This window comes from Clostridia bacterium (assembly GCA_017554615.1).
GTDB lineage: Bacteria > Bacillota > Clostridia > UMGS1840 > HGM11507 > SIG450.
This window is the reverse complement of the sequence record JAFZHY010000004.1, coordinates 91,953-112,722: the sequence shown is the minus strand read 5'-3', so window position 1 is coordinate 112,722 and position 20,770 is coordinate 91,953. Positions and strand designations below refer to the sequence as shown.

Here is a 20,770-nt window from a genome sequence, read left to right as displayed (position 1 = left end):
TTAAATATTTATTTTCTTAGTTTTTCTTATTACACCGTCATAATAAACTGCAATGTAATTTTCGCCTTTTCCTTTTATTGTTTTTGAAATAGTTTTAGAAGATGTAATCTTTTCTTTGAATATTGTTTCATCGTTCATCTTAATTTCAACAACAATAGGATCATCTGTAATTTCAACGTCATGAGTAAATACATACTCTCTTAAATCGTTATTTACAGATGGCCTGTCAGATTCAGTTGTCTTTTTGCCTTTGCTTATAACGATTGAAACCTTTGTATCCTTTTTAATTTCCGTACCCGCTTCTATTCCCTGCTCTATTATTTTACCTTCGGGCGCATCATTTTCTTCTTCTCTTACATTTCCTAAAATGAGTTCATATTCCTTAAGTGCTTCCTGGGCTTCTTCTTTTGTCATACCCAGTAAATAAGGAACAGTTCTTGGGCCTTTGCTCACAGTTATAAATATATCATCGCCCAAGGCAACAGGTGTATCAGGTAACGGATGCTGTTTTATTACATAATCTTTTTCAACTTCATCGCTGAACTCTGTATATTCAACACATACAAGACCTTTATCTTTTATAAGCATTTTAGCTTGTTTAACTTCCTGACCCCTTAAGTTTTCTATTGTTAATTCTTTAGACCCTTTTGAAACTGTAACATGAATGGTATAAGGAAGTTTAACCTCCATACCTTTGCCAGTACTCTGAGATATTATAACGCCTTTTTTGTATTCGTCGTTAATTTCTTCGTGGTCTACAACAATAGTAAAGTCTTTATTTTCATACTGTTTTTTCACTTCTTCGAGTTGCTTGCCAACTAAATAAGGAATTTCAAAATTTTCGCCTTTTGAACTTATTATTCCGTTTGGTAAAAGCACTCCCACAGAAATTGTTATAACAGTTCCTATCATAAGTAAAGATATAATAATTGCTACTATTATTGCAATTTTATCTTTTTTGTTATCCGACTGCACAAAGTTTTTTATAAAACCTTTAACTGAAGTTTCTTCTTCCTCTTCATTTTCTTCATTATCCGGTAATTTTTCTTCCGCATTTTCTTTTTTTAGCGGAATAACAATTTCACGGGGTTCATCGTTTGATTTATTTTTTATTTCTTCCACTTCTTCTTTGGAGATTATTTTTGTTTCACCCATATCTTCCTTAGGCTCTTCTTTTTCTACAACAAAAACATCAGGCTCATTTGATAATGCATATAAATCTTTATACATTTCGTTTGCTGACTGATATCTTAGATTGATATCTTTATTCATTGCCTTCTTAACAATCTCTACAAAGGACAAAGGAACTGCAATATTTATATCTTTTATCGGTTTTGGCTCTGCATTTATCTGCATTACTGCAACTGAAACTGCGTTATCCCCGTCAAAAGGAAGAACTCCTGTAAGCATTTCATACATTGTGATACCAAGAGAATAAATATCACTTCTCTCATCTGTAATAATTCCCTTTGCCTGTTCAGGAGATATATAGTGGACAGAGCCTATAATTCCCTCGTCTACTTTTCTTGTTTCGTTCATATTGGCAACACAGGCGATACCAAAATCAGTTACCTTACAGTTTTCTTCTTTGGATAAGATTATATTTAAAGGTTTTATATCCCTGTGAATTATTCCGTTACGATGCGCATGAGCAAGTGCTGAACATATCTGCATGGAAAACTTAAGCGCAGTTCTCCAGTTCATTTTCTGGTTGTCTTTTATGTATTCCTTTAAAGTAATACCTTCAACAAGTTCCATAACTATATAGTATATATCGTCATCATGCCCCACATCAAATACTGAAACTATATTAGGATGTGTTAAACTTGCTGCCGCCTGAGATTCACGGTTAAATTTCTTTACAAACTCTTCGTCTACCTTATATTCGTCTTTTAAAACCTTGATTGCAACAACTCTGTTTAATTTACGGCATTTTGCTTTATATACAACAGCCATACCGCCATTGCCGATTTCTTCTAATATTTCGTATCTGTCTCCTAAAATTTTACCAATCATTATCTAACACCCTCCTTCTCAACATAACATAAAACTGTGATGTTGTCAGAACCACCGTTTTCATTTGCTTTAACAACAAGTTTATCGATAGATTCCTGAAGCGACAGTTTGTTTTTTAACTCCTGTAAAATATCATTATCAGAAAGCATATTGGAAAAACCGTCTGTGCATAAAAGAACTATGTCTTCGTCATTCTTATCAACTGCAAAAATATCTGCCTCAACATATTTTGACGTTCCTATTGCTCTTGTAATCTGATTTTTATTAGGATGATTATTTGCTTCTTCTTTTGTTATTTTTCCTGACAAAAGCAGTTCTTCCACATAGGAATGGTCGGTAGTGATTTTTTCTATATCTTCGCCTATTATATATCCGCGGCTATCCCCTACATTTGCAAAGAACACTTTGTTTTTTATTATAACTGCCATGGTAAGAGTTGTTCCCATTCCGTGGCAGCCAGGTTGTGCTACTGAATAGTTATACACCTTTTCATTAACACCTTCTATACACAGTTTGATATTTTCAACTGTGTTTTCAAAAAAGCCCTGATTAAGATTATATTTTAAAACTTCATCGATAACAAGTTGACTTGCGATATCTCCCGCATTATGGCCTCCCATACCGTCTGCAACGGCAAGAAGCACATAGTCTTCTTCGTTAACGAATAAATACCTGTCTTCATTTATTTCACGGATTCTGCCTGTATCCGTTTTATAACCGTAATCCATTTACGACATCCCCTTTTCTTTTTTTCTTAACTGACCGCACGCAGCGTCAATATCCGAACCCAACTCTCTCCTTACAGTTGCGTTTATACCAAATGATATTAACCAGTCTTTAAATCTGTTAACATTCTCTGGCTTTTTAAACCCTGTTTCAGTAACTTCGTTAACAGGAATAAGATTAACATGCGCCAACATTCCTTTTAAGAGTTTAGATAACTCTTTAGCATCTTCATACGAATCGTTGAAATTTTTAATAAGCGTATATTCAAACGAAATTCGTCTGCCCGTATAATCAGTATATTCCCTTAAGGCTTCCAATAATGTTTGAATATTGTATTTTTTGTTAACCGGCATAATAGTATTTCTTTTTTCATCGGTTGGGGCATGTAAAGAAACTGATAATGTAATCGGCAGTTTCTCTTCCTTTAACTTATTAATTTTGGGAACCAGCCCACAGGTTGATAATGAAATATGCCTTAGTGATAAATTAAGCCCTTTAGGATTGGAAACATTTTTTAAAAAGGTTAAAACATTATCATAATTATCAAGAGGTTCTCCCATTCCCATTAAAACTATATGGGAAATTCTAACATTAAGGTCTTTTGACGCGGCAAGCACCTGGTCAAGTATTTCTCCGCCCGTTAAATCTCTTTCTTTGCCTCCGAGAGTTGAAGCGCAAAATTTACAGCCCATATTACAGCCTATCTGAGTTGACAGGCAGGCAGATATACCATGTTTATATGTCATGACAACTGTTTCTGCCAAAGAACCGTCGTAAAATTCAAAAAGGTATTTAACTGTCTTATCTTTAGACACCTGTTTTCTTACAATTTTCGGTGTGGCAACATAGAAATTTTCGCTAAGATATTGCCTTAAATCTTTACTTAAATCAGTCATCAAAGAAAAGTCTGAAACCCCTTGGGACAACCATTTAAAACACTGAGCAGCCTTAAATTTCGGTTGGCCTATTGTCGCAAAATATTCAGTTAATTCCTCTAATGTAAAATCTTTAATATTTTTAAGCAAAATAACAACTCCAATCCAACCTTAATTATAGTCTATTACAACTAAAAAAGCAAGTTTTTTTAAATTTATATAGAAATATATAAAGATATATAGTATAATAAATTTAACTTAGTAAAAACTATTTATTTTTTGAAAGGAAGACGGAAAAATATGGGTATTTTTTCATTTACACAACATGGCCCTGGAAGAGGCGTAAAAAAAGATGCCAGAAAACTAAAAAGGCCTTTTTTAATTTTCTATTATCTTTTTATAAATTTAACCAAATTTATTAAAATGAGTTTACTCTTTACTTTAACCAGTTTGCCTGTTGTTACCATCGGTGCATCAATTTGCGGTTTAACCTATTTTTCATATTCAGTTGCAGAGGACAAGCCGATATTTTTATTTTCAGATTATTTTGAAAAATTTAGAAAAAACTTTTTTAAAGGGTTATTTGCCTTTTTATTTACTTTAATTCCTTTAGTATCATTTTTTGTATGTTATTTTAATATTGGAAGAATACCGCATTTTAGAAATCTTATTTTTCCTTTGCTTCTTGTAAATATTATAGTGCTTATGATGAGTTTTTATATTTATCCGCAGATTATATTCTATGATATTGAATTTTTCGGTATTATTAAAAATTCTTTTATTTTTGCGATGATTAAACTGCCTCTTAATATATTTGTGGCATTTATTGTGCTTTTAATTTTATATCTGGCGTTTTTAATTCCACATATAGGATATGTACTTTCGCCTTTATTCTTAATTGCATTTATAAATTATTTTGTTACTTTTTCTGTATGGCCTACTATAAAGAAACATATGGAGGATGAATAAGTGGGAAAAGATACTGTATTTATTTGTTCCGAGTGCGGTTATCAGGCTTCAAAATGGGCAGGAAAATGCCCTGACTGTAACTCATGGAACACTTTTAGCGAAGAAAAAATAATTAAAGATAAATCAAAAAAATTTACCGTTGTATCCAATGTCAAACCTATAAAGATTGATGAGGTTACAGTTTTAAAAGAACAAAGGACATCAACAGGGATAAATGAACTTGACAGAGTTCTTGGCGGTGGAGTTGTATCAGGCTCTGTTAACCTTGTGGGCGGAGACCCAGGAATTGGGAAATCTACTTTGCTTTTACAGATGTGCAGAAAAATATCAAATGATGTAAATGTTCTTTACTGTTCTTCGGAAGAATCGGTAGAACAGATAAAATTAAGAGCAAACAGACTGTCCGAGGGAAATAAAAATGTGTATATCACATCCAAAACAAGTGTAGACTTAATAATAGATGATATGACCGAAATTAAACCTCAGATGGTTATTATAGACTCTATCCAGACAATATTTTCATCCGAACTTGAATCTGCTCCGGGAACGGTTTCCCAGATAAGAGAATGCACTTTAAAAATTACGCGTTTTGCAAAAGAAAATAATATTACTGTATTTATTGTCGGGCATGTTACAAAAGACGGTACACTTGCAGGGCCGAAAGTGCTTGAGCATATGGTGGACTGTGTTCTTCAGTTTGAGGGAGAAAGATATTCAAATTTCAGAATAATTCGTTCAGTAAAAAACAGATTTGGCTCAACAAACGAAATCGGTGTTTTTGAAATGACAGACAAAGGGTTAAGAGAGGTTGACAACCCTTCTCATATGTTTTTAGACGGACGCCCTAAAAATTCTTCGGGAACTGTTGTTATATGTTCAATGGAGGGTACAAGACCTATTCTTGCAGAAATTCAGGCACTTATTACAACATCTTCTCTTGCCACACCAAGAAGAATGGTTACAGGGATAGATTATAACCGTTCTAATCTTGTTCTTGCTGTTTTAGAAAAGAAAACAGGCTTAAAACTTTCATCAGCCGACACTTATATAAATGTTACAGGAGGTCTTAAAATTTATGAACCTGCCTGTGATTTGGGTGTTGCAGTGTCTGTTGCATCAAGTTATAAAAATCAGCCTTTGCCTGATGATTTGGTAGTTATGGGCGAACTCGGTTTAACGGGGGAAGTCAGAAATATATCTTTTTTGGAAAAAAGAATTTCGGAAGCCTATAAATTAGGTTTTAAAAAATGTATTATTCCATACTCTCAAAATGATATAAATATTGAAGGAATGGAAATAATAAAAGTAAAAAATATTATTGAGGTGTTCGGGGCAATTTTTTAAAAAGCGAGGTGAATGTTTATGAGCGAAAAGGAATTGTTAAAACTTGCCAAAGAAGGTCATATTGACGCTTTTGAAAAACTCATAGACGCTCACCAGAAAAGAATTTATAACATTTCTCTTAAAATGCTTGCAAACGAGCAAGACGCTTTTGACGCATCACAGGATGCACTTTTAAAAGTCTTTAAATACTTAAAAAATTTTAAGGAAAACTCGTCTTTCTCCACCTGGGTATATAAAATTGCAGTTAACACCTGTCTTGACTATATCAATAAAAATAAAAAGACTTCACAAAACATTTCCCTTGATGAGACCATAACTCAAAAGGATAATGAAACAACTTTACAGTTTGAAGATAAAGGGCAGAATGTTTTTGATCTGGTTTTAAAATCCGAAAGAGAAAGAGTGCTTTATGATGCACTAAACAAACTAAACTTTGAGCAAAGAGAAATGATAATTTTAAGGGATATTGAAGGATTTTCTTACGAGGAAATCGCAGTTATTACCAATAATAATTTAGGCACGGTTAAATCTAAAATATCCCGTGCAAGAATAAAGTTAAAAGAACTTCTTTTAAAAAACAAGGAACTTTTCCTTTCTTTTTTCGTTCTAATAACTATGAATATCTTTTTTTGATATTCTTAATATATGCTGAATTAAATTAAAAAGAAAGGAGTTTAAAATGAAAAAGAAATTATCTTCTTTGATTTATAAAAAATTAGATAATAACATATCAGATAAAAAATTAAAGTTACTTAACAAATATTTAGAAAAAGACAGTAAGTTAAAAGAAGAATATAATCTTACAAAGAACATATTAGCCGAATTTAAAAATAGCACTGATATAGATTTACCTGATAATTTTAAATCTGAACTTCATAAAAAACTTGTTGACTATAATCTTTCAAGAAAAGATACACTAAAACGATGTTTTAAACTTTCGGGTATTATGGCTACATCTGTTGCTTTAGTATGCATTATGATATTTGCTTTTAATAACAGTTTAATTAAAAGTATAGTTTCTAATAACGAAACAAATATCGAATATAATCAGGATATTTCTAATGAAAATCAAGTTAATAACCCATATTTAAGAACTCTTACTAAAGAAAACGACTCAGGTCAGGGTATATTAAATGATATATCCCCCATTCCTTGCGAAGACGGTTCGGATATAGTTATAAAGGTAAACTCTGCTCCCCAAATAACTAAAGATTTAAATTTCATTACAAGATATAATAATACATTTATTGTATCGGTTACAGAACTTGAAAAAGCAAAAGAATTATTAAAAGATTATAATTACACTATTATTTATGATGAAGAAAAAGCCAAAGACAATGGTTATTTCTACTTAATATTTTTAGAATAATTTAAAAACCTCCTTGATTTTACATCAAAGAGGTTTTTAATTATTTATTCGTTTGTTTTTTCTTCGCCTAATACTACATTTACGCTTATTGTTTCTCCCGAACGGTCAATTTCTAACAAAATTGTACTTCCTGCCTTTTTGGTATCTCTTATTTTATTTAATTCTTCAATAGTTTTTACCTTTACACCGTCGGCTTTTACTATAATATCTCCTCTGCGTATACCAGCACTTGCCGCACCGCTTCCTGACTGAGTTTGCTCTACAAATATACCCTGAGGATATTCATAATATTTTGCAACCTCTTCGGAAATATCTCGCCCTATTATTCCTATAACAGGTCTTCCTTTAACATAACCGTAGTTTAACAAATCTTCAAACACAGGTTTTGCTTCGTCGATAGGAATGGCAAACCCTAACCCCTCAACACCTGTTGAAGAAATTTTAAGCGTATTTATACCGATTACCTGACCTTTGGTATTAACCAATGCACCGCCTGAATTACCTGCGTTTATCGCGGCATCTGTCTGTATAAGATTAAAGGTTTTACCCTCTGTTTCAACTGTTCTGTTAAGAGCACTTATATATCCTACTGTAACACTTCCTGCAAATTCCATGCCTAAAGGGTTACCTATCGCAACGCATAATTCTCCAACCTGAAGTTCGGAAGAATTGCCAAGTTCTGCATATGGATACTGGCCATTTTCCAATTTTATAACTGCAAGATCGGTTTTAGAATCATAACCTACAAGTTTTGCACTCTTTTTCTCTCCGCTACTTAAATATACTTCAACCGTTGTTGCACCTTCTATAACATGGTTATTGGTTACAACATATCCATCAGGCGAAACTATAATTCCTGAACCACTGCCCTGACTTTTTTCAACTCCAAAGAATGTTTGCCTTGGCACAGTTGTAACAATTCCTACTACTGATGTACCCACTTTCTTTGCAATATCTACAACAGAGAGTGTACCCTGTTCCATACTAACTCCGGTATTAGCATCAACAGGGCCTTTTGATGTTGCCTCAAAATTATACGGAGAATATTTATTATATTTTGTATTCTTTTCTATTCTTTCATAAATAAAATCAGGCATAAGACCAAAACACAGGCCACAAGTTAAGGCAGAGCCTAAAAATGCAGAAATAAGTGCAACTGCAACTATTTTCATATACCCTTTTTTATTTTTTGACTTTTTGATGTGTGTTTCGTTATAAGTATAGTGGTAATCATTATCATCTTTTACATTTACCAAATCAGAAGAGGTATAATTAAATGATTCTTCTTCGTCTTCTATATCATAGTTTAAGGAAGTATTGTTATCAAACAATGCGTTATTATCAAACGAGGTATTTATATTATCCTCATCATTCCATTTATCATTATAAAAATCTGACATATTGATTCCTCCCTTTTAGTTCTTTTATTATATTGTAAACTGTAAATATGAATAAATTTTTAACATAAAGTAAAAATTTATTTTTTTAAGGTGAATATAAATTCAGCATACTCATTTTCTTCGCTGTTTATCCATATTTTTTCACCGTGTTTATTTATTATACGTTTAACAATATAAAGACCTAAACCAACACCGCCTTTATTCTGACTACGAGATTTATCAAGTTTATAAAACCTTTCAAAAATTGTTTTCTGCTCGTCTTTTGATATACCTGCTCCCTGATTTTTAATAGATACATACACTTTCTTGCCCTTTTGTTTTGTAACAATACAAATAGTGCTGTTATCATAAGAAAATTTTATGGCATTATCCAAAAGATTGGTTAAAACTCTTTTTATACTGTCCTTTTCTGCAAAAACTTCTTCAGTTTCGTTTTCAAATGTAACATCAACCGACAGATGCTTTTCGTTAAGTCTTTTTTCAAAACCTATTACAGACAGCCTTATAAGTTCGTTAATATCAAATTTTATCTCATCTAACTTAACCTCTGACGATTCAATTCTTGAAATATCAAGAAGGTCGCTTACAAGTTTGGATAATCTTTTTGATTCTTCCAAAACAATGGCTAAATACTCTTTTTGCTTTTCTTCTTCGATAGTATCATCAAGTATCCCTTCGACAAACCCAGTTATAATTGTCATGGGAGTTCTTAACTCATGAGAAACGTCAGAAATAAAAACTCTTCGCATATACTCAGATTTTTCTATCGATTCTGCCATATTATTAAACTGCTCGGCAAGTTGACCGATTTCATCATCTTTATTATATATTTTAACTCTTGTTTTAAAATCTCCGCTCCCGATTTTTTTAGATGCAATTTTTAATGCTTTAATAGGGTCTGTTACTTTCTTTATTATAATTAAAGTAAGAATAATTGAGATTAAAAATACAAATATAGCCGAGAATAGATATATCTTTATAACATCCTGTCTTAGTCTTGTCATTTCAGGAAGAAGAGTTAAAAGATATACACCGCCGATTATCTCATTCCCTACCATTACCGGCACTCCGGCAATAAGGGTGGAATCTTTTAAACCGTTAATTTTTGTAACAATAGCAATTTTTTTACCACTGTTAACTTCATTTAAAACATCCTTTGGAAGTTCATAAATATAATTATTCTGCACGGAATATGAATATGATATAACTTTACCGTTTCTATCAATTAAAAAAACATCACTGTTCATATTCTTTGAAGTAAACTCTGATAAAATATTAAAATATGATTTAAATTCTTTCTCGTTATAGTTAATCATCTGAGATGTAACACTGCTTATTCTTTCGCCTGTGTTAATTAAAGCATCTTTTTTTTGCTCTACAAGATAGTTACCTAAAAAGTAAAACATAATTATTCCCAGTATGATTGTAACAATTAAGATTGTGGAAACAAATGTAGTAAATACTTTTTTAAAGATCATTATTTTAGCACCTCAAATTTATATCCCACACCCCATACGGTTTTTAAATTCCAGACACTGCTTTTATCCTCTATTTTTTCCCTGATACGCTTGATATGAACATCAACTGTACGCGAATCTCCGAAATAATCATAACCCCATACACTAGACAGTAGTTGGTCTCTTGTAAAAACCTTATTGGGATTTGATGCAAGGTAATACAAAAGTTCCAGTTCTTTGGGTGGAATTTCTATTAGTTCATTATCAATTTTAAGTTCGTAATTGGAAAGATTTATATATAAGTTTTCGTACTGCGCAATTTCTTCTTTTTCCTGATGTGAATTTTCAACGCTAAGACGCCTTAAAACTGCCTTTATACGCGCTATAAGTTCTTTAACGTCAAAAGGCTTTACCATATAATCATCTGCCCCCAGTTCTAACCCCAGAACCTTGTCAAAAACATCACTTTTTGCTGTTAAAAATATTATGGGAACAAGACTTGTTTTTCTTATTTCTCTGCATACTTCATATCCGTCTTTTTCAGGCATCAGTATATCTAATATTATAAGGTCAGGCTGTTCACGAAAGAAAGCATTTACTGCTTGTCTTCCGTCATTTGCCAGTATAACCTCAAACCCCTCTTTAACTAAATACAGACGGGCAAGTTCACATATATTTTTATCATCATCGCAAAATAAGATTTTAGCAGATGTATTCATAAGTATTTCTCCTGTTAAATATTTGCTTCTTTTCTTAAAATTTCTGCTTTATCGGTCTTTTCCCATGGAAGATCTAAATCTTCTCTTCCGAAATGTCCGTATGATGCAGTTTGTTTATAAATAGGTCTTCTTAAATCAAATTGAGAAATAATTGCACTTGGTCTTAAATCAAAATGTTTTGCAACAAGTTCTTCAATAACTGATTGTTCAACTTTATTTGTTGAGAAAGTATCAACTAATATTGATACAGGCTTTGCCACACCTATTGCATATGCAAGTTGAACTTCGCATTTATTTGCAAGACCTGCTTTTACAATATTTTTTGCTACATATCTTGCTGCATATGCTGCAGAACGGTCAACTTTTGTAGGGTCTTTTCCTGAAAATGCTCCGCCCCCATGTCGTGCATATCCGCCATATGTATCAACAATTATCTTTCTTCCTGTAACACCTGCATCTCCCATTGGTCCGCCAACTACAAATCTTCCAGTAGGATTGATGTATATTTTGGTGTTTTCATCTATCATATGTGCAGGTATTTCTTTTTTAATGACAAGTTCTATCATATCTTTTTCTAAAGTTTCTTTTTCTACATCTTCTCTGTGCTGAGTAGAGAGTACAACTGTTTCTACTCTTACAGGCTTGTCATTTTCATATTCTACGGTTACCTGAGTTTTTCCGTCAGGTCTTAGGTAGTCTACCACACCGTCTTTTCTTATTTTAGAAAGTCTTTTAGACATATTATGCGCAAGATATATAGGAAGAGGCATTAAGGTATCTGTTTCATCACATGCAAAGCCGAACATCATTCCCTGGTCTCCTGCACCTAATTCGTGTGTTGAATTTTCATTTTTGCTTTCATAGGAATTATCAACTCCCATGGCAATATCTGATGACTGATTATGAATTGCAGTTAAAACGCCACAGGTTTCACAATCAAAACCGTATTTTGCTCTGTCATACCCAATCTCTTTTATTGTATCACGAACAAGGCTCTGATAATCTATGGTTGCATTTGTAGTTATTTCTCCCATTACCAATACAAGCCCTGTGGTAATTGCTGTTTCACACGCAACTCTGGCATTCTTATCCTTTTCTAATATGGCATCTAACACTGCATCAGAAATCTGGTCGCAGATTTTATCAGGATGCCCTTCTGTTACTGATTCAGAAGTAAAAAATTTTCTCATTTGTATTCCCCTTTCAGATTTATGAACAACTTTTAACTAAATAAATTAAAAGTATATTTTTCTTTTGTATATTGTAAAGTTATAAGATAACTCTTTAAAACAGCCCTGTTATAAGTTCAAGTGCACCTGTTGTAATTGATGTTGCAACAACTGTTCCAATAAATATAATAGGCAATGCTCTGCTTATTCTCATTTTTAAAATTGTTGCTGCGAGTGCTCCTGATATAGCACCTGTTCCGGGAAGAGGCAGTGCAACAAATAAAAACAAACCCCAGCCTTCAACTTTTTTTAGTTTGGACGCTTTTTTATTAGCAATTTCTTCAAGTTTTTCCCCTATATTTTTTAAATATTTGGTTTTTAAAAACCAATTAACAATAGGACGGAAAAGAAGAATAATAATCGGCACGGGCACCATATTTCCAAGAACGCTTAGTAAAAACAGTTGCCAGAAATCAATTCCCATATCCATAAAGAATAATATCGCAAATCTTGACTCCACAAAAGGTATCATAGACGCAAAAAAAACTTTCATCCATAACGGTACCGGAATGGCAATTAAAATATTTTTTACAAAATCCATCTTATAACCCTTAAGCCAAACATATAAAAATATGTTTTACGCTTCCTCCTTATTTATTTAAATTTTTATTTATAATTTCATTTATCTTATTTATTCTTTGGTAAAACTCAGTTGCATCTGCATAAAAATATATTTTACCGTTAACAGATGCTGCTATTTTTCTTTCGTCTACCTTATAATATTTTACAGTTTCGCTTTTATCGTTATTATATATAAAAGTATACTGTGCAACAGGCTCTCCCTGTGCTTTATAATCAACGGCTCCTGCCATTTTGATACTTATAATTTCTCTGTATATTTCTTTAAATATTTTCTGGTCGATAAGTTTGTTGTTATATTTTATATCGTGATTATCAGAGTCTATTACCTTAATTTCAAATTGGGATACGCTATTATCAAAACTGTAACTGAATTTCTTTAAATCATCAATAGACCTTAGAGCAACAAACTGCTGAAGATATACTATCGGCTCGTAATCTAAAAATTCAAAGCCCTCGGCACTTACAAGGTACACAGAATTACTTTCATTATTCATAATATATAAATTACCGTCTTTGTTACTTCCAAGATATATTGTTTTAGTTACTCCGTTCAAATCTGTAACCGAAATAAAATTATCAGATTTTTTTATACCGTATTTTGATACATCCAAAACATTATCTTCAACATATTCTAAAATTTCAACCTCGTTTAAATGGTCTAAACATTTTTCTAATATTGAGGCTTCCACTTCCCAGTTATACGGTCTTACCATATTGAATGCCGCAAATGAATTTATTTCAAGATTTTCGTGGTCATTTCTTAAAAATTCACATATGTTTTTACCCTTTGAAAAAACCACTTTGTTAACCGTTGAAGGCGGCACTGAAAAAAGCACGGTGTTTCTGTAATAATCAAGTTTTCTTAAAAAGCAGTCGGCTTTATAATTATCTATTATATAAACCTTTTTATCATCTTTATACTTTAGATAGTAACCTGCCAAGTCAGGAGTTTTATTACCTAAAAATAGTTTTATACCATCCCCTGATTTTAAGGAAATATCAATAGAGTTAACAGGATTTAAAAGCCCGAAATCTTCTAAGTTCAAATTGGAATCGGCTATAACATCTGATGCAAATAAAGATGAAAACTCTCTTTTTAATTCACTAAGTTTCTCGTCGTCTTTTTCTACATTCTTATTCTCTATTTTAATATCCTCGCCATATAAAACAGTATATTCATCCAGACTGTTTTTAATGCTGACAGACAAGATATCATCTGAATTTACACTGTATATTTCTTCAATCACATTTTCATCTGTTTCAGGTGGCACTTCAACCTTAGTGTCAATATTAGATACCAAAATTATGGCAGATATAAGAACTAAAATAAGAATTCCATAAATTATATAACTTCTATATTTTTTCATTACAGTTTTCTCCTCTTATTCCACACAAAGATTCCAAAAACTATCAGGCTAGCAGAAATAATTATAATTATAAGTATAAGGAAAATTATATTTGTTTCTGTCATAATAAATTTATTTTCATCTGCTAATTTCAAAGGGATATCAACATAACTTTCGGTTGGAAGAATTCCGTTTATAACACTTAAGGCTATATCTTTATTATTTATTTCTTCCCCGCTATATGCCATTGAAGTACCTGACACATACATTTTTGATATTTTATCATCATTAACATAACGCTCACAGATAAGCGAAATGTTATGTTTTCCTGTATTGCCTTTTATTTCGCCTGAGTTACGATCCATAGTATCAGCAATACTGCTTGAGGTTAATACAGGTTTTATTGTTATTCCGTTTATATTACTGTATAAGTCTTCAAGTTTAAATGAAAAATCATAGTACAAGGTTTGGTTTATATTTTTAGTATATTCATTAGATTCTACTAAAGGAATAGTTAAGCCCTGTCTTGTAATATGCTCGGCATTTTTTTCATAGATAACATCTTCTTTTACTTCAATGCCCCATTCTTTTATATACTCGCATAAATTTGAAAGATATGTTTCATAAGGAGAAAGGTATATCTCTAAATGCCCTCCGTTTTTTACATAATTTTCAATATCTGTAATTTCAACAGGTGAAAAATCAGTTTTCGGGCAGTATATTACAAGAAGGTCGCAGTCTTTTATTGCTTCTTTTGTGGTATCAAGATAGGATATATTATAGAAATTGCTTTTGGCAACATTTTCTAAAACATATGCTTTATCTTCATTATGCCCACTTGTAAATACAAGGTTTTTCTTTTCCCCTTTAGTTACAGATAATATACCGTTTGTTATAAGTGATTCGGCATTTTCAAATTCTCCCGTTTCACCGTATAAGTCCATAAAACTTACTACTTCATATTTTTCGTTATTTTCAAATATAATTGAACCGCGCGGGTCAATACCTGAATATTTATTTGCAACAGCAGGGTTTTTGGAAATATTGATTTTTTCTATTGAAACTAAATTATTTATCCTTTTATATCTATCTAAATATTCTTCTATAAGTGTATCTGATTCGTCAGAATTATAAACTATTTTAATATTAACAGGTATATTAGTATTTCCAATGGCTTCTTTGGTTATATCACTGATTGAAAACATCTTGTTTTCTGTTAAGTCTAAATTGATCTGAGGAAACTTTGCTGTTAAACTGCTTACCAATGCGTTTATTAAAAGAACTATAACAATAAACAAAACAGTTATAACGGTTGCACTTGTTCCATATCTTATTCTTTTGGAATTAAAAATATTTTTCACTAAACTTAACCTCCATTATGACCATCTTTTTTTATCTATCATACGGATAGTGATAAACACAAATATACTTGCAAATGACAGATAATATACTATTGCATCAAGACTTAAAAGTCCTATTGCAAAACCGTTAAATCTATAAGACAGTGAGAAGAAACTAAAAAACTTAACCAACCACTGAGGATTTCCGAAAATAGCAGGTACAATTTCAGAAAAATAGAATAGTACCAACATACCGAAAGATACCAAAACTGACATCATCATACTGCTTGAAACTGAGGAAACAAAAAGCCCCACAGATATAAAGGCAGCACCTATTAAAATTTCGGCTATATATAAGAATATAAAGCCCACTAAATCAAAATCAGCGTATATTGATATTATAAAGGCATAGAAAATCATAACTGACATAATCAGTATATAAATTATAAGTGCCGATAAAAATTTTCCTAAAACTATCGCTGTTATAGAATTTGGCGATGTAAAAAGCAACTGGTCTGTTCTTTGTGTTTTCTCTTCTGAGAAAAGACGCATTGTAATCATGGGAACAATAAACACAAATACCGAGTTAACACTCGCTGCAAGGTATCTTAAATGTGCATCCCCATAAAAAACATTGGTAGTAAAAAAGAATACAAATGATATTATAAAAAATATACTCATAAGAATATATATTAAAGGAGAATAAAAATACGATTTAAGTTCTCTTTTTAAAATTGCTGTCATTATCGTTTTCCTCCTTTTGTATTTGCTTTTTTAGTAAGTTCTATAAATACGTCTTCCAAAGTCATTTTTGCAGGTTGCATCATAAGTACAGGCATTGAATTTTTGCTAAGAACATTGAATAATGGCTTTCTTACATCAAAACCTGTTTCAACATCAAGAATAAAATCATAAGAGTCGTTTTCTTTTATTCCGACTTCTTTTATACCTCTTACGCCAGGGACAGACTGAAGAACATTTTTAATTGCTCCTCTTTCCCCTGCTATTCTTAATGATAACTGCTGATTCTTTGTATATTCATTTGAAAGTTTTTCAGGAGAATCTGCTGCAACAATTTCTCCGCAACTGATAATAACGACCTTATCGCATATAGCACTTATTTCCTGCAGAATATGAGAACTGATAATAACAGTTTTGTTTTTACCAAGTTGTTTTATAACATTTCTTATCTCTATAATCTGATTAGGGTCAAGACCGACTGTCGGCTCGTCAAGTATAAGAATTTCAGGGTCGCCTACAAGGGCAGCAGCAAAGCCTACTCTTTGACGGTAACCTTTTGAAAGGTGCTTTATAAGTCTGTCTTTTACATCAAAAATGCTTACAGAATTCATTACAGATGTAATATGAGCGTTAAAGTCAAGTTTAACTTTTTTAAGTTCATACACAAACTTAAGGTATTCAAGCACCGTCATATCAAGATATACAGGAGGCAGTTCAGGAAGATAACCGATTTTTCTTTTTATTTCCATCGGGTTATCTATAACTTCCATCCCGTCTACCTTAACGCTTCCTTCTGTATAGGATAAATAGCCTGTGATAATGGACATAGTGGTAGTTTTCCCTGCACCGTTAGGTCCTAAAAACCCTAAGATTTCTCCCTTATTAACAGTAAAATTTATATTCTTAAGAATTTGTCTTTTACCGTAACTTTTATAAAGATTTGATATTTCAATCATTATTTAAGTTCCTTTCGAATGAGTAAAAAGTAATTTACTGAGGTTTAACGCATTTTATATACAATTCGTTAAGTTGTTTATCATCAACAAGGTTTGGTGCATCTGTCATAAGTTCTGAAGCGTTCTGAACTTTAGGGAATGCTATTACATCTCTTATTGAATCTTTTTTAGCAAGAAGCATAACAAGTCTGTCAAGACCGTATGCCATACCACCGTGAGGAGGAGTTCCGTATTTGAAGGCTTCCATAAGATGACCGAACTGTGCCCATGCCTGTTCTTTTGTAAAGCCTAATTTTTCAAACATCTTCTGTTGAAGTTCGGTATCAAAAATTCTGATACTTCCCCCACCTATTTCACAACCGTTAAGCACCATATCGTATGCCTTTGCCCTTACATTTTCAGGGTCGGTGTCAAGAAGGTCAATATCATCATCTTTAGGAGATGTGAACGGATGATGCTTTGCAACAAAGCGGTTTTCTTCTTCGTCATATTCAAAAAGAGGAAAATCTACTATCCATAAGAAATTGAATTCATCTTTGTTTATAATACCAAGTTTATCTGCAACATGGCATCTTAACGCTCCTAAAGAGTTATATACAACACTGTTTTTATCAGCCACTATAAGAAGAATATCCCCTTCCTGTGCGTTGGTCTTTTCAACAATGCCTTTTATTTCTTCTTCTTTTAAGAATTTTAAAACGGAAGAACGAACGCCCTCTTTATCTATTATCATATAAGCAAGGCCTTTTGCTCCGTATGTTTTAACAAATTCGGTTAATGCATCGATTTCTTTTCTTGAAAGGCTCTGTGTTTTATCTTCCTTAGCGTCTACTTTAATGCATCTTACACTTCCCCCGCCATTAATCGCAGAAGAGAATACATTAAATTCAGTTTGAGATAAAATATCACTTATATCGCAAAGTTCCATACCATATCTTAAATCTGGCTTATCAGACCCATATTTATCCATAGCATCTTTATACGGAAGTCTTAAAAACGGTGTTTTAACATCCATCCCCATAACATCTTTAAAAAGATGTTTAATAAACCCTTCATTTATTTCTATAACATCATCTTCATTAACAAAAGACATCTCTAAGTCAATCTGAGTAAATTCAGGCTGACGGTCTGCTCTTAAATCTTCGTCTCTGAAACATTTTGCAATCTGCATATATCTGTCCATAGAGGATAACATTAAAAGTTGTTTATACTGTTGAGGAGACTGTGGCAGAGCATAAAATTTATTAGGATGAACACGGCTTGGAACAAGATAGTCTCTTGCTCCTTCAGGAGTGCTTTTTGTAAGCATAGGAGTTTCAATTTCCAAAAATCCGTGCATATCATAATAATCTCTTGCAGATTTGGCAACCTTATGTCTTAAAATAAGATTTTCTTTCATATCTGCTCTTCTTAAATCAAGATATCTGTATTTTAATCTTAGTGCTTCATTTGCATCAGAATTTTCTTCAATAGCAAACGGAGGTGTTTCGGCTTTGGATAAAATTCTAAGTTCTGTAACTTTAACTTCTATTTCACCTGTTTTTAAATTAGGGTTAACTGCTCCCCCTCTTTTTAGAACAGTACCTTTAATTGCTATTACAAATTCTTTTCTTAAAGTTGCAGCTTTTTGTTTAAGAGTTTCTTCACAGTCTTCGCCAAAATATATCTGACAGATACCTGAAACGTCTCTTAAATCAATAAAAAGAAGACTTCCTAAATTTCTGTAATTATGCACCCAACCCATTAAAGTTACTTCTTCGCCGATATTATCAGAACTAAGCTCGGCAACTCTTGATGTTCTTTTTAAACCTTTGATATTTTCTGCCATTTTACTTTCCTCCAAATTTATTTAATAGTTCGTCATATGTTAAACTTATAGTTTCGCCTGTATCCATATTTTTTACATTGAATTTATTGTTTAATATTTCTTCTTCGCCTATTACAACGGTATTTTCTGCGTTAATCTTATTTGCATATTTAAGTTGTGCTTTTAAGGTTCTTGACATAAAATCTTTTTCGCACTTAACATTTTTCTTTCTTAAATCGTTTACTATTTTCGAAGCGTAGATATCTGCTTTTTCGTCAAGTGATACAACAAATAAACTTACTCTTTTTTCGCTTTCAAAAGGAATATTTAAACTTTCCATAACTAAAAGCAATCTTTCAAGACCGATAGCAAAACCTATTCCAGGAATTGACTTACCGCCTATTTCTTCTATAAGGTTATCATATCTTCCACCGCCACATACTGTTCCCTGAGCACCAATATCGGTTGATACAAATTCAAAAACTGTTTTGGTGTAATAGTCAAGACCTCTTACAATACCTTTATCAATGTTATATTCAATATTCATATTATCAAGGTACATAAGCACCTTATCAAAATGGTCTTTGCAGTCATCACAAACCGAGTCAAACATGGTCGGCGCATCTTGTACAATATCCTGACAAACTTTTGACTTACAGTCAAATATTCTCATAGGATTTTTTTCCAGTCTGCTTTTACAGGTATCACATAAATTGTCTTTTTTATCGCTAAGGAATGTAATAAGTTTTTCGTTATATTCCTTTCTGCATTCAGGACAACCGATGTTATTTATATTAAGGGCTAACTTTTTAATGCCCAGTTCTTCAAATATTCTTTTTGCAACAGATATTATTTCAGCATCACATGAAGGACCTTTGGCACCGTACATTTCAACGCCGAACTGTCTGAATTCTCTTAAACGCCCTGCCTGAGGTTTTTCGTATCTGTAACAAGGAATTATATAATAAAGTTTTGTCGGCTGACTTTCTGCATACATCCCTGTTTCAATAAAACTTCTTGCTGCACCTGCAGTTCCCTCAGGTCTTAGGGTAATACTTCTGTCCCCTTTATCCAAAAATGTATACATTTCTTTGGATACAACATCGGTAGTATCTCCTACTCCCCTTTGGAAAAGTTCAGTATGCTCAAAGTTGGGAGTTCTTATTTCTCCAAAGTTATAAATATCTGCGATATTTCTTAATTTCTTTTCAATATAATGCCATTTATACACATCTTTGGGTGTAATATCTATTGTACCTTTAGGTGCATTTATTATCATTGTGTTTCCTCTTTTCTATTTTTTAACTTAGTCTTTAAGTATTTCTTCAACAAGGTTTAATATTTCATCCCTTCCAAAGCCTGACTGGGAAGAAAACGGATAAACAGAATCTATACCGAAAAATTCTTTAAATTCATCCACTCTCGGTTGCACTTTTGTTTTAGCAAGTTTATCAACCTTGGTTGTAATAACAATCGGCTCAAGCCCTTTTTCGACAATAAAGTTAAACATAACTATATCGTCCTTAGTCGGCTCGTGGCGAACATCACAAAGAAGAAATACTGCTCTTAAGTTTTCTCTTTTGTTAAGATAAGTTTCTATCATTTTCCCCCAGGAAATCTGCTCACTTTTTGATACATTGGCAAACCCGTAACCCGGAAGGTCAACAAGCATAAACTCGTTATTTACCTTAAAGAAATTTATCAGTTTTGTTTTCCCTTGTGTTTTACTCACCTTTGCTATATTTTTTCTGTTTAAAAACTTATTTACAAATGATGATTTTCCTACATTCGATCTTCCTGCAAATGCTATTTCCGGCAAATCTGATTTAGGATAGCCTGGTGCGCTTTTTGCAGAAGTAACAAATTCCGAATTTTTTATTATCATATATTTCTC

Annotated in this window: 19 protein-coding genes; 4 read left to right on the top strand and 15 right to left on the bottom strand. The window is 32.3% G+C overall.

Going from position 1 to position 20,770, the window contains the following annotated elements:
* Genes pknB through rlmN form a run of 3 tightly spaced genes read right to left on the bottom strand, consistent with a single transcriptional unit; the run spans window position 1 to window position 3,770 of the window.
* A complete protein-coding gene (pknB, locus tag IKZ35_01485) occupies window positions 1-2,016 on the bottom strand; it encodes a Stk1 family PASTA domain-containing Ser/Thr kinase (protein MBR4892638.1) in 2,016 nt (671 codons plus the stop codon).
* Window positions 2,016-2,744, bottom strand: a complete 729-nt coding sequence (locus IKZ35_01480) for a Stp1/IreP family PP2C-type Ser/Thr phosphatase (GenBank protein ID MBR4892637.1) — start codon at window positions 2,742-2,744, stop codon at window positions 2,016-2,018. Before IKZ35_01480 ends, pknB begins: the two co-directional genes overlap by 1 nt.
* Complete coding sequence (rlmN, locus tag IKZ35_01475) at window positions 2,745-3,770, bottom strand: 23S rRNA (adenine(2503)-C(2))-methyltransferase RlmN (protein ID MBR4892636.1); 1,026 nt, start codon at window positions 3,768-3,770, stop codon at window positions 2,745-2,747.
* A gap of 147 nt (window positions 3,771-3,917) precedes the next feature.
* On the opposite strand from rlmN, the gene IKZ35_01470 reads away from it, so the two are divergent.
* The 4 genes from IKZ35_01470 to IKZ35_01455 are packed head-to-tail and all read left to right on the top strand — an operon-like array spanning window position 3,918 to window position 7,299.
* Entirely contained in the window at window positions 3,918-4,586 is a 669-nt protein-coding gene (locus IKZ35_01470) for a DUF624 domain-containing protein (protein MBR4892635.1), read from the top strand.
* A complete protein-coding gene (gene radA / locus IKZ35_01465; protein MBR4892634.1) occupies window positions 4,587-5,930 on the top strand; it encodes a DNA repair protein RadA in 1,344 nt (447 codons plus the stop codon).
* Window positions 5,931-5,948: 18 nt separating this feature from the next.
* Window positions 5,949-6,563: a sigma-70 family RNA polymerase sigma factor gene (locus tag IKZ35_01460; GenBank protein MBR4892633.1), complete on the top strand. Its 615-nt coding sequence runs from the start codon at window positions 5,949-5,951 to the stop codon at window positions 6,561-6,563.
* 46 nt (window positions 6,564-6,609) lie between these two features.
* The gene (locus IKZ35_01455) at window positions 6,610-7,299 is read left to right on the top strand and encodes a hypothetical protein (GenBank protein ID MBR4892632.1); all 690 of its coding nucleotides are present in this window, start codon (window positions 6,610-6,612) and stop codon (window positions 7,297-7,299) included.
* Between the two features lie 44 nt (window positions 7,300-7,343).
* On the opposite strand, the gene IKZ35_01450 is transcribed toward IKZ35_01455, so the two are convergent.
* The 12 genes from IKZ35_01450 to IKZ35_01395 form a co-directional block, all read right to left on the bottom strand.
* Window positions 7,344-8,699 carry a trypsin-like peptidase domain-containing protein gene (locus tag IKZ35_01450; GenBank protein MBR4892631.1) on the bottom strand — a complete coding sequence of 452 codons (1,356 nt, stop codon included), beginning with the start codon at window positions 8,697-8,699 and terminating at the stop codon, window positions 7,344-7,346.
* A 77-nt stretch (window positions 8,700-8,776) separates the two neighbouring features.
* On the bottom strand, window positions 8,777-10,177 hold the full coding sequence (locus IKZ35_01445; protein ID MBR4892630.1) for a HAMP domain-containing histidine kinase: 1,401 nt from the start codon (window positions 10,175-10,177) through the stop codon (window positions 8,777-8,779).
* Complete coding sequence (locus IKZ35_01440) at window positions 10,177-10,875, bottom strand: response regulator transcription factor (protein MBR4892629.1); 699 nt, start codon at window positions 10,873-10,875, stop codon at window positions 10,177-10,179. Before IKZ35_01440 ends, IKZ35_01445 begins: the two co-directional genes overlap by 1 nt.
* Window positions 10,876-10,889: 14 nt before the next feature.
* Window positions 10,890-12,065: a methionine adenosyltransferase gene (gene metK, locus IKZ35_01435; GenBank protein ID MBR4892628.1), complete on the bottom strand. Its 1,176-nt coding sequence runs from the start codon at window positions 12,063-12,065 to the stop codon at window positions 10,890-10,892.
* A 94-nt stretch (window positions 12,066-12,159) separates the two neighbouring features.
* Window positions 12,160-12,645, bottom strand: coding sequence for a small multi-drug export protein (locus IKZ35_01430; protein MBR4892627.1), 486 nt, complete (start codon window positions 12,643-12,645; stop codon window positions 12,160-12,162).
* Window positions 12,646-12,694: 49 nt separating this feature from the next.
* Window positions 12,695-14,053, bottom strand: a complete 1,359-nt coding sequence (locus tag IKZ35_01425) for a DUF4340 domain-containing protein (protein ID MBR4892626.1) — start codon at window positions 14,051-14,053, stop codon at window positions 12,695-12,697.
* Window positions 14,053-15,393, bottom strand: a complete 1,341-nt coding sequence (locus IKZ35_01420) for a GldG family protein (GenBank protein MBR4892625.1) — start codon at window positions 15,391-15,393, stop codon at window positions 14,053-14,055. Before IKZ35_01420 ends, IKZ35_01425 begins: the two co-directional genes overlap by 1 nt.
* 15 nt (window positions 15,394-15,408) lie before the next feature.
* Complete coding sequence (locus IKZ35_01415) at window positions 15,409-16,116, bottom strand: ABC transporter permease subunit (GenBank protein MBR4892624.1); 708 nt, start codon at window positions 16,114-16,116, stop codon at window positions 15,409-15,411.
* The gene (locus IKZ35_01410) at window positions 16,116-17,069 is read right to left on the bottom strand and encodes an ATP-binding cassette domain-containing protein (protein MBR4892623.1); all 954 of its coding nucleotides are present in this window, start codon (window positions 17,067-17,069) and stop codon (window positions 16,116-16,118) included. The genes IKZ35_01415 and IKZ35_01410 overlap by 1 nt, the downstream gene beginning before the upstream one ends.
* A 34-nt stretch (window positions 17,070-17,103) precedes the next feature.
* A complete protein-coding gene (aspS, locus tag IKZ35_01405) occupies window positions 17,104-18,897 on the bottom strand; it encodes an aspartate--tRNA ligase (protein ID MBR4892622.1) in 1,794 nt (597 codons plus the stop codon).
* A gap of 1 nt (window position 18,898) precedes the next feature.
* Entirely contained in the window at window positions 18,899-20,155 is a 1,257-nt protein-coding gene (locus IKZ35_01400) for a histidine--tRNA ligase (protein ID MBR4892621.1), read from the bottom strand.
* A gap of 27 nt (window positions 20,156-20,182) precedes the next feature.
* Entirely contained in the window at window positions 20,183-20,761 is a 579-nt protein-coding gene (locus IKZ35_01395; GenBank protein MBR4892620.1) for a YihA family ribosome biogenesis GTP-binding protein, read from the bottom strand.
* Between the last annotated feature and the right edge of the window lie 9 nt (window positions 20,762-20,770).

Coding starts and splice junctions, on each gene's coding strand:
- pknB (MBR4892638.1), bottom strand. CDS start 2,016: ATGATTGGTAAAATTTTAGGAGACAGATACGAAATATTAGAAGAAATC.
- IKZ35_01480 (MBR4892637.1), bottom strand. CDS start 2,744: ATGGATTACGGTTATAAAACGGATACAGGCAGAATCCGTGAAATAAAT.
- IKZ35_01470 (MBR4892635.1), top strand. CDS start 3,918: ATGGGTATTTTTTCATTTACACAACATGGCCCTGGAAGAGGCGTAAAA.
- IKZ35_01460 (MBR4892633.1), top strand. CDS start 5,949: ATGAGCGAAAAGGAATTGTTAAAACTTGCCAAAGAAGGTCATATTGAC.
- IKZ35_01455 (MBR4892632.1), top strand. CDS start 6,610: ATGAAAAAGAAATTATCTTCTTTGATTTATAAAAAATTAGATAATAAC.
- IKZ35_01450 (MBR4892631.1), bottom strand. CDS start 8,699: ATGTCAGATTTTTATAATGATAAATGGAATGATGAGGATAATATAAAT.
- IKZ35_01445 (MBR4892630.1), bottom strand. CDS start 10,177: ATGATCTTTAAAAAAGTATTTACTACATTTGTTTCCACAATCTTAATT.
- IKZ35_01440 (MBR4892629.1), bottom strand. CDS start 10,875: ATGAATACATCTGCTAAAATCTTATTTTGCGATGATGATAAAAATATA.
- metK (MBR4892628.1), bottom strand. CDS start 12,065: ATGAGAAAATTTTTTACTTCTGAATCAGTAACAGAAGGGCATCCTGAT.
- IKZ35_01430 (MBR4892627.1), bottom strand. CDS start 12,645: ATGGATTTTGTAAAAAATATTTTAATTGCCATTCCGGTACCGTTATGG.
- IKZ35_01425 (MBR4892626.1), bottom strand. CDS start 14,053: ATGAAAAAATATAGAAGTTATATAATTTATGGAATTCTTATTTTAGTT.
- IKZ35_01415 (MBR4892624.1), bottom strand. CDS start 16,116: ATGACAGCAATTTTAAAAAGAGAACTTAAATCGTATTTTTATTCTCCT.
- IKZ35_01410 (MBR4892623.1), bottom strand. CDS start 17,069: ATGATTGAAATATCAAATCTTTATAAAAGTTACGGTAAAAGACAAATT.
- aspS (MBR4892622.1), bottom strand. CDS start 18,897: ATGGCAGAAAATATCAAAGGTTTAAAAAGAACATCAAGAGTTGCCGAG.
- IKZ35_01400 (MBR4892621.1), bottom strand. CDS start 20,155: ATGATAATAAATGCACCTAAAGGTACAATAGATATTACACCCAAAGAT.
- IKZ35_01395 (MBR4892620.1), bottom strand. CDS start 20,761: ATGATAATAAAAAATTCGGAATTTGTTACTTCTGCAAAAAGCGCACCA.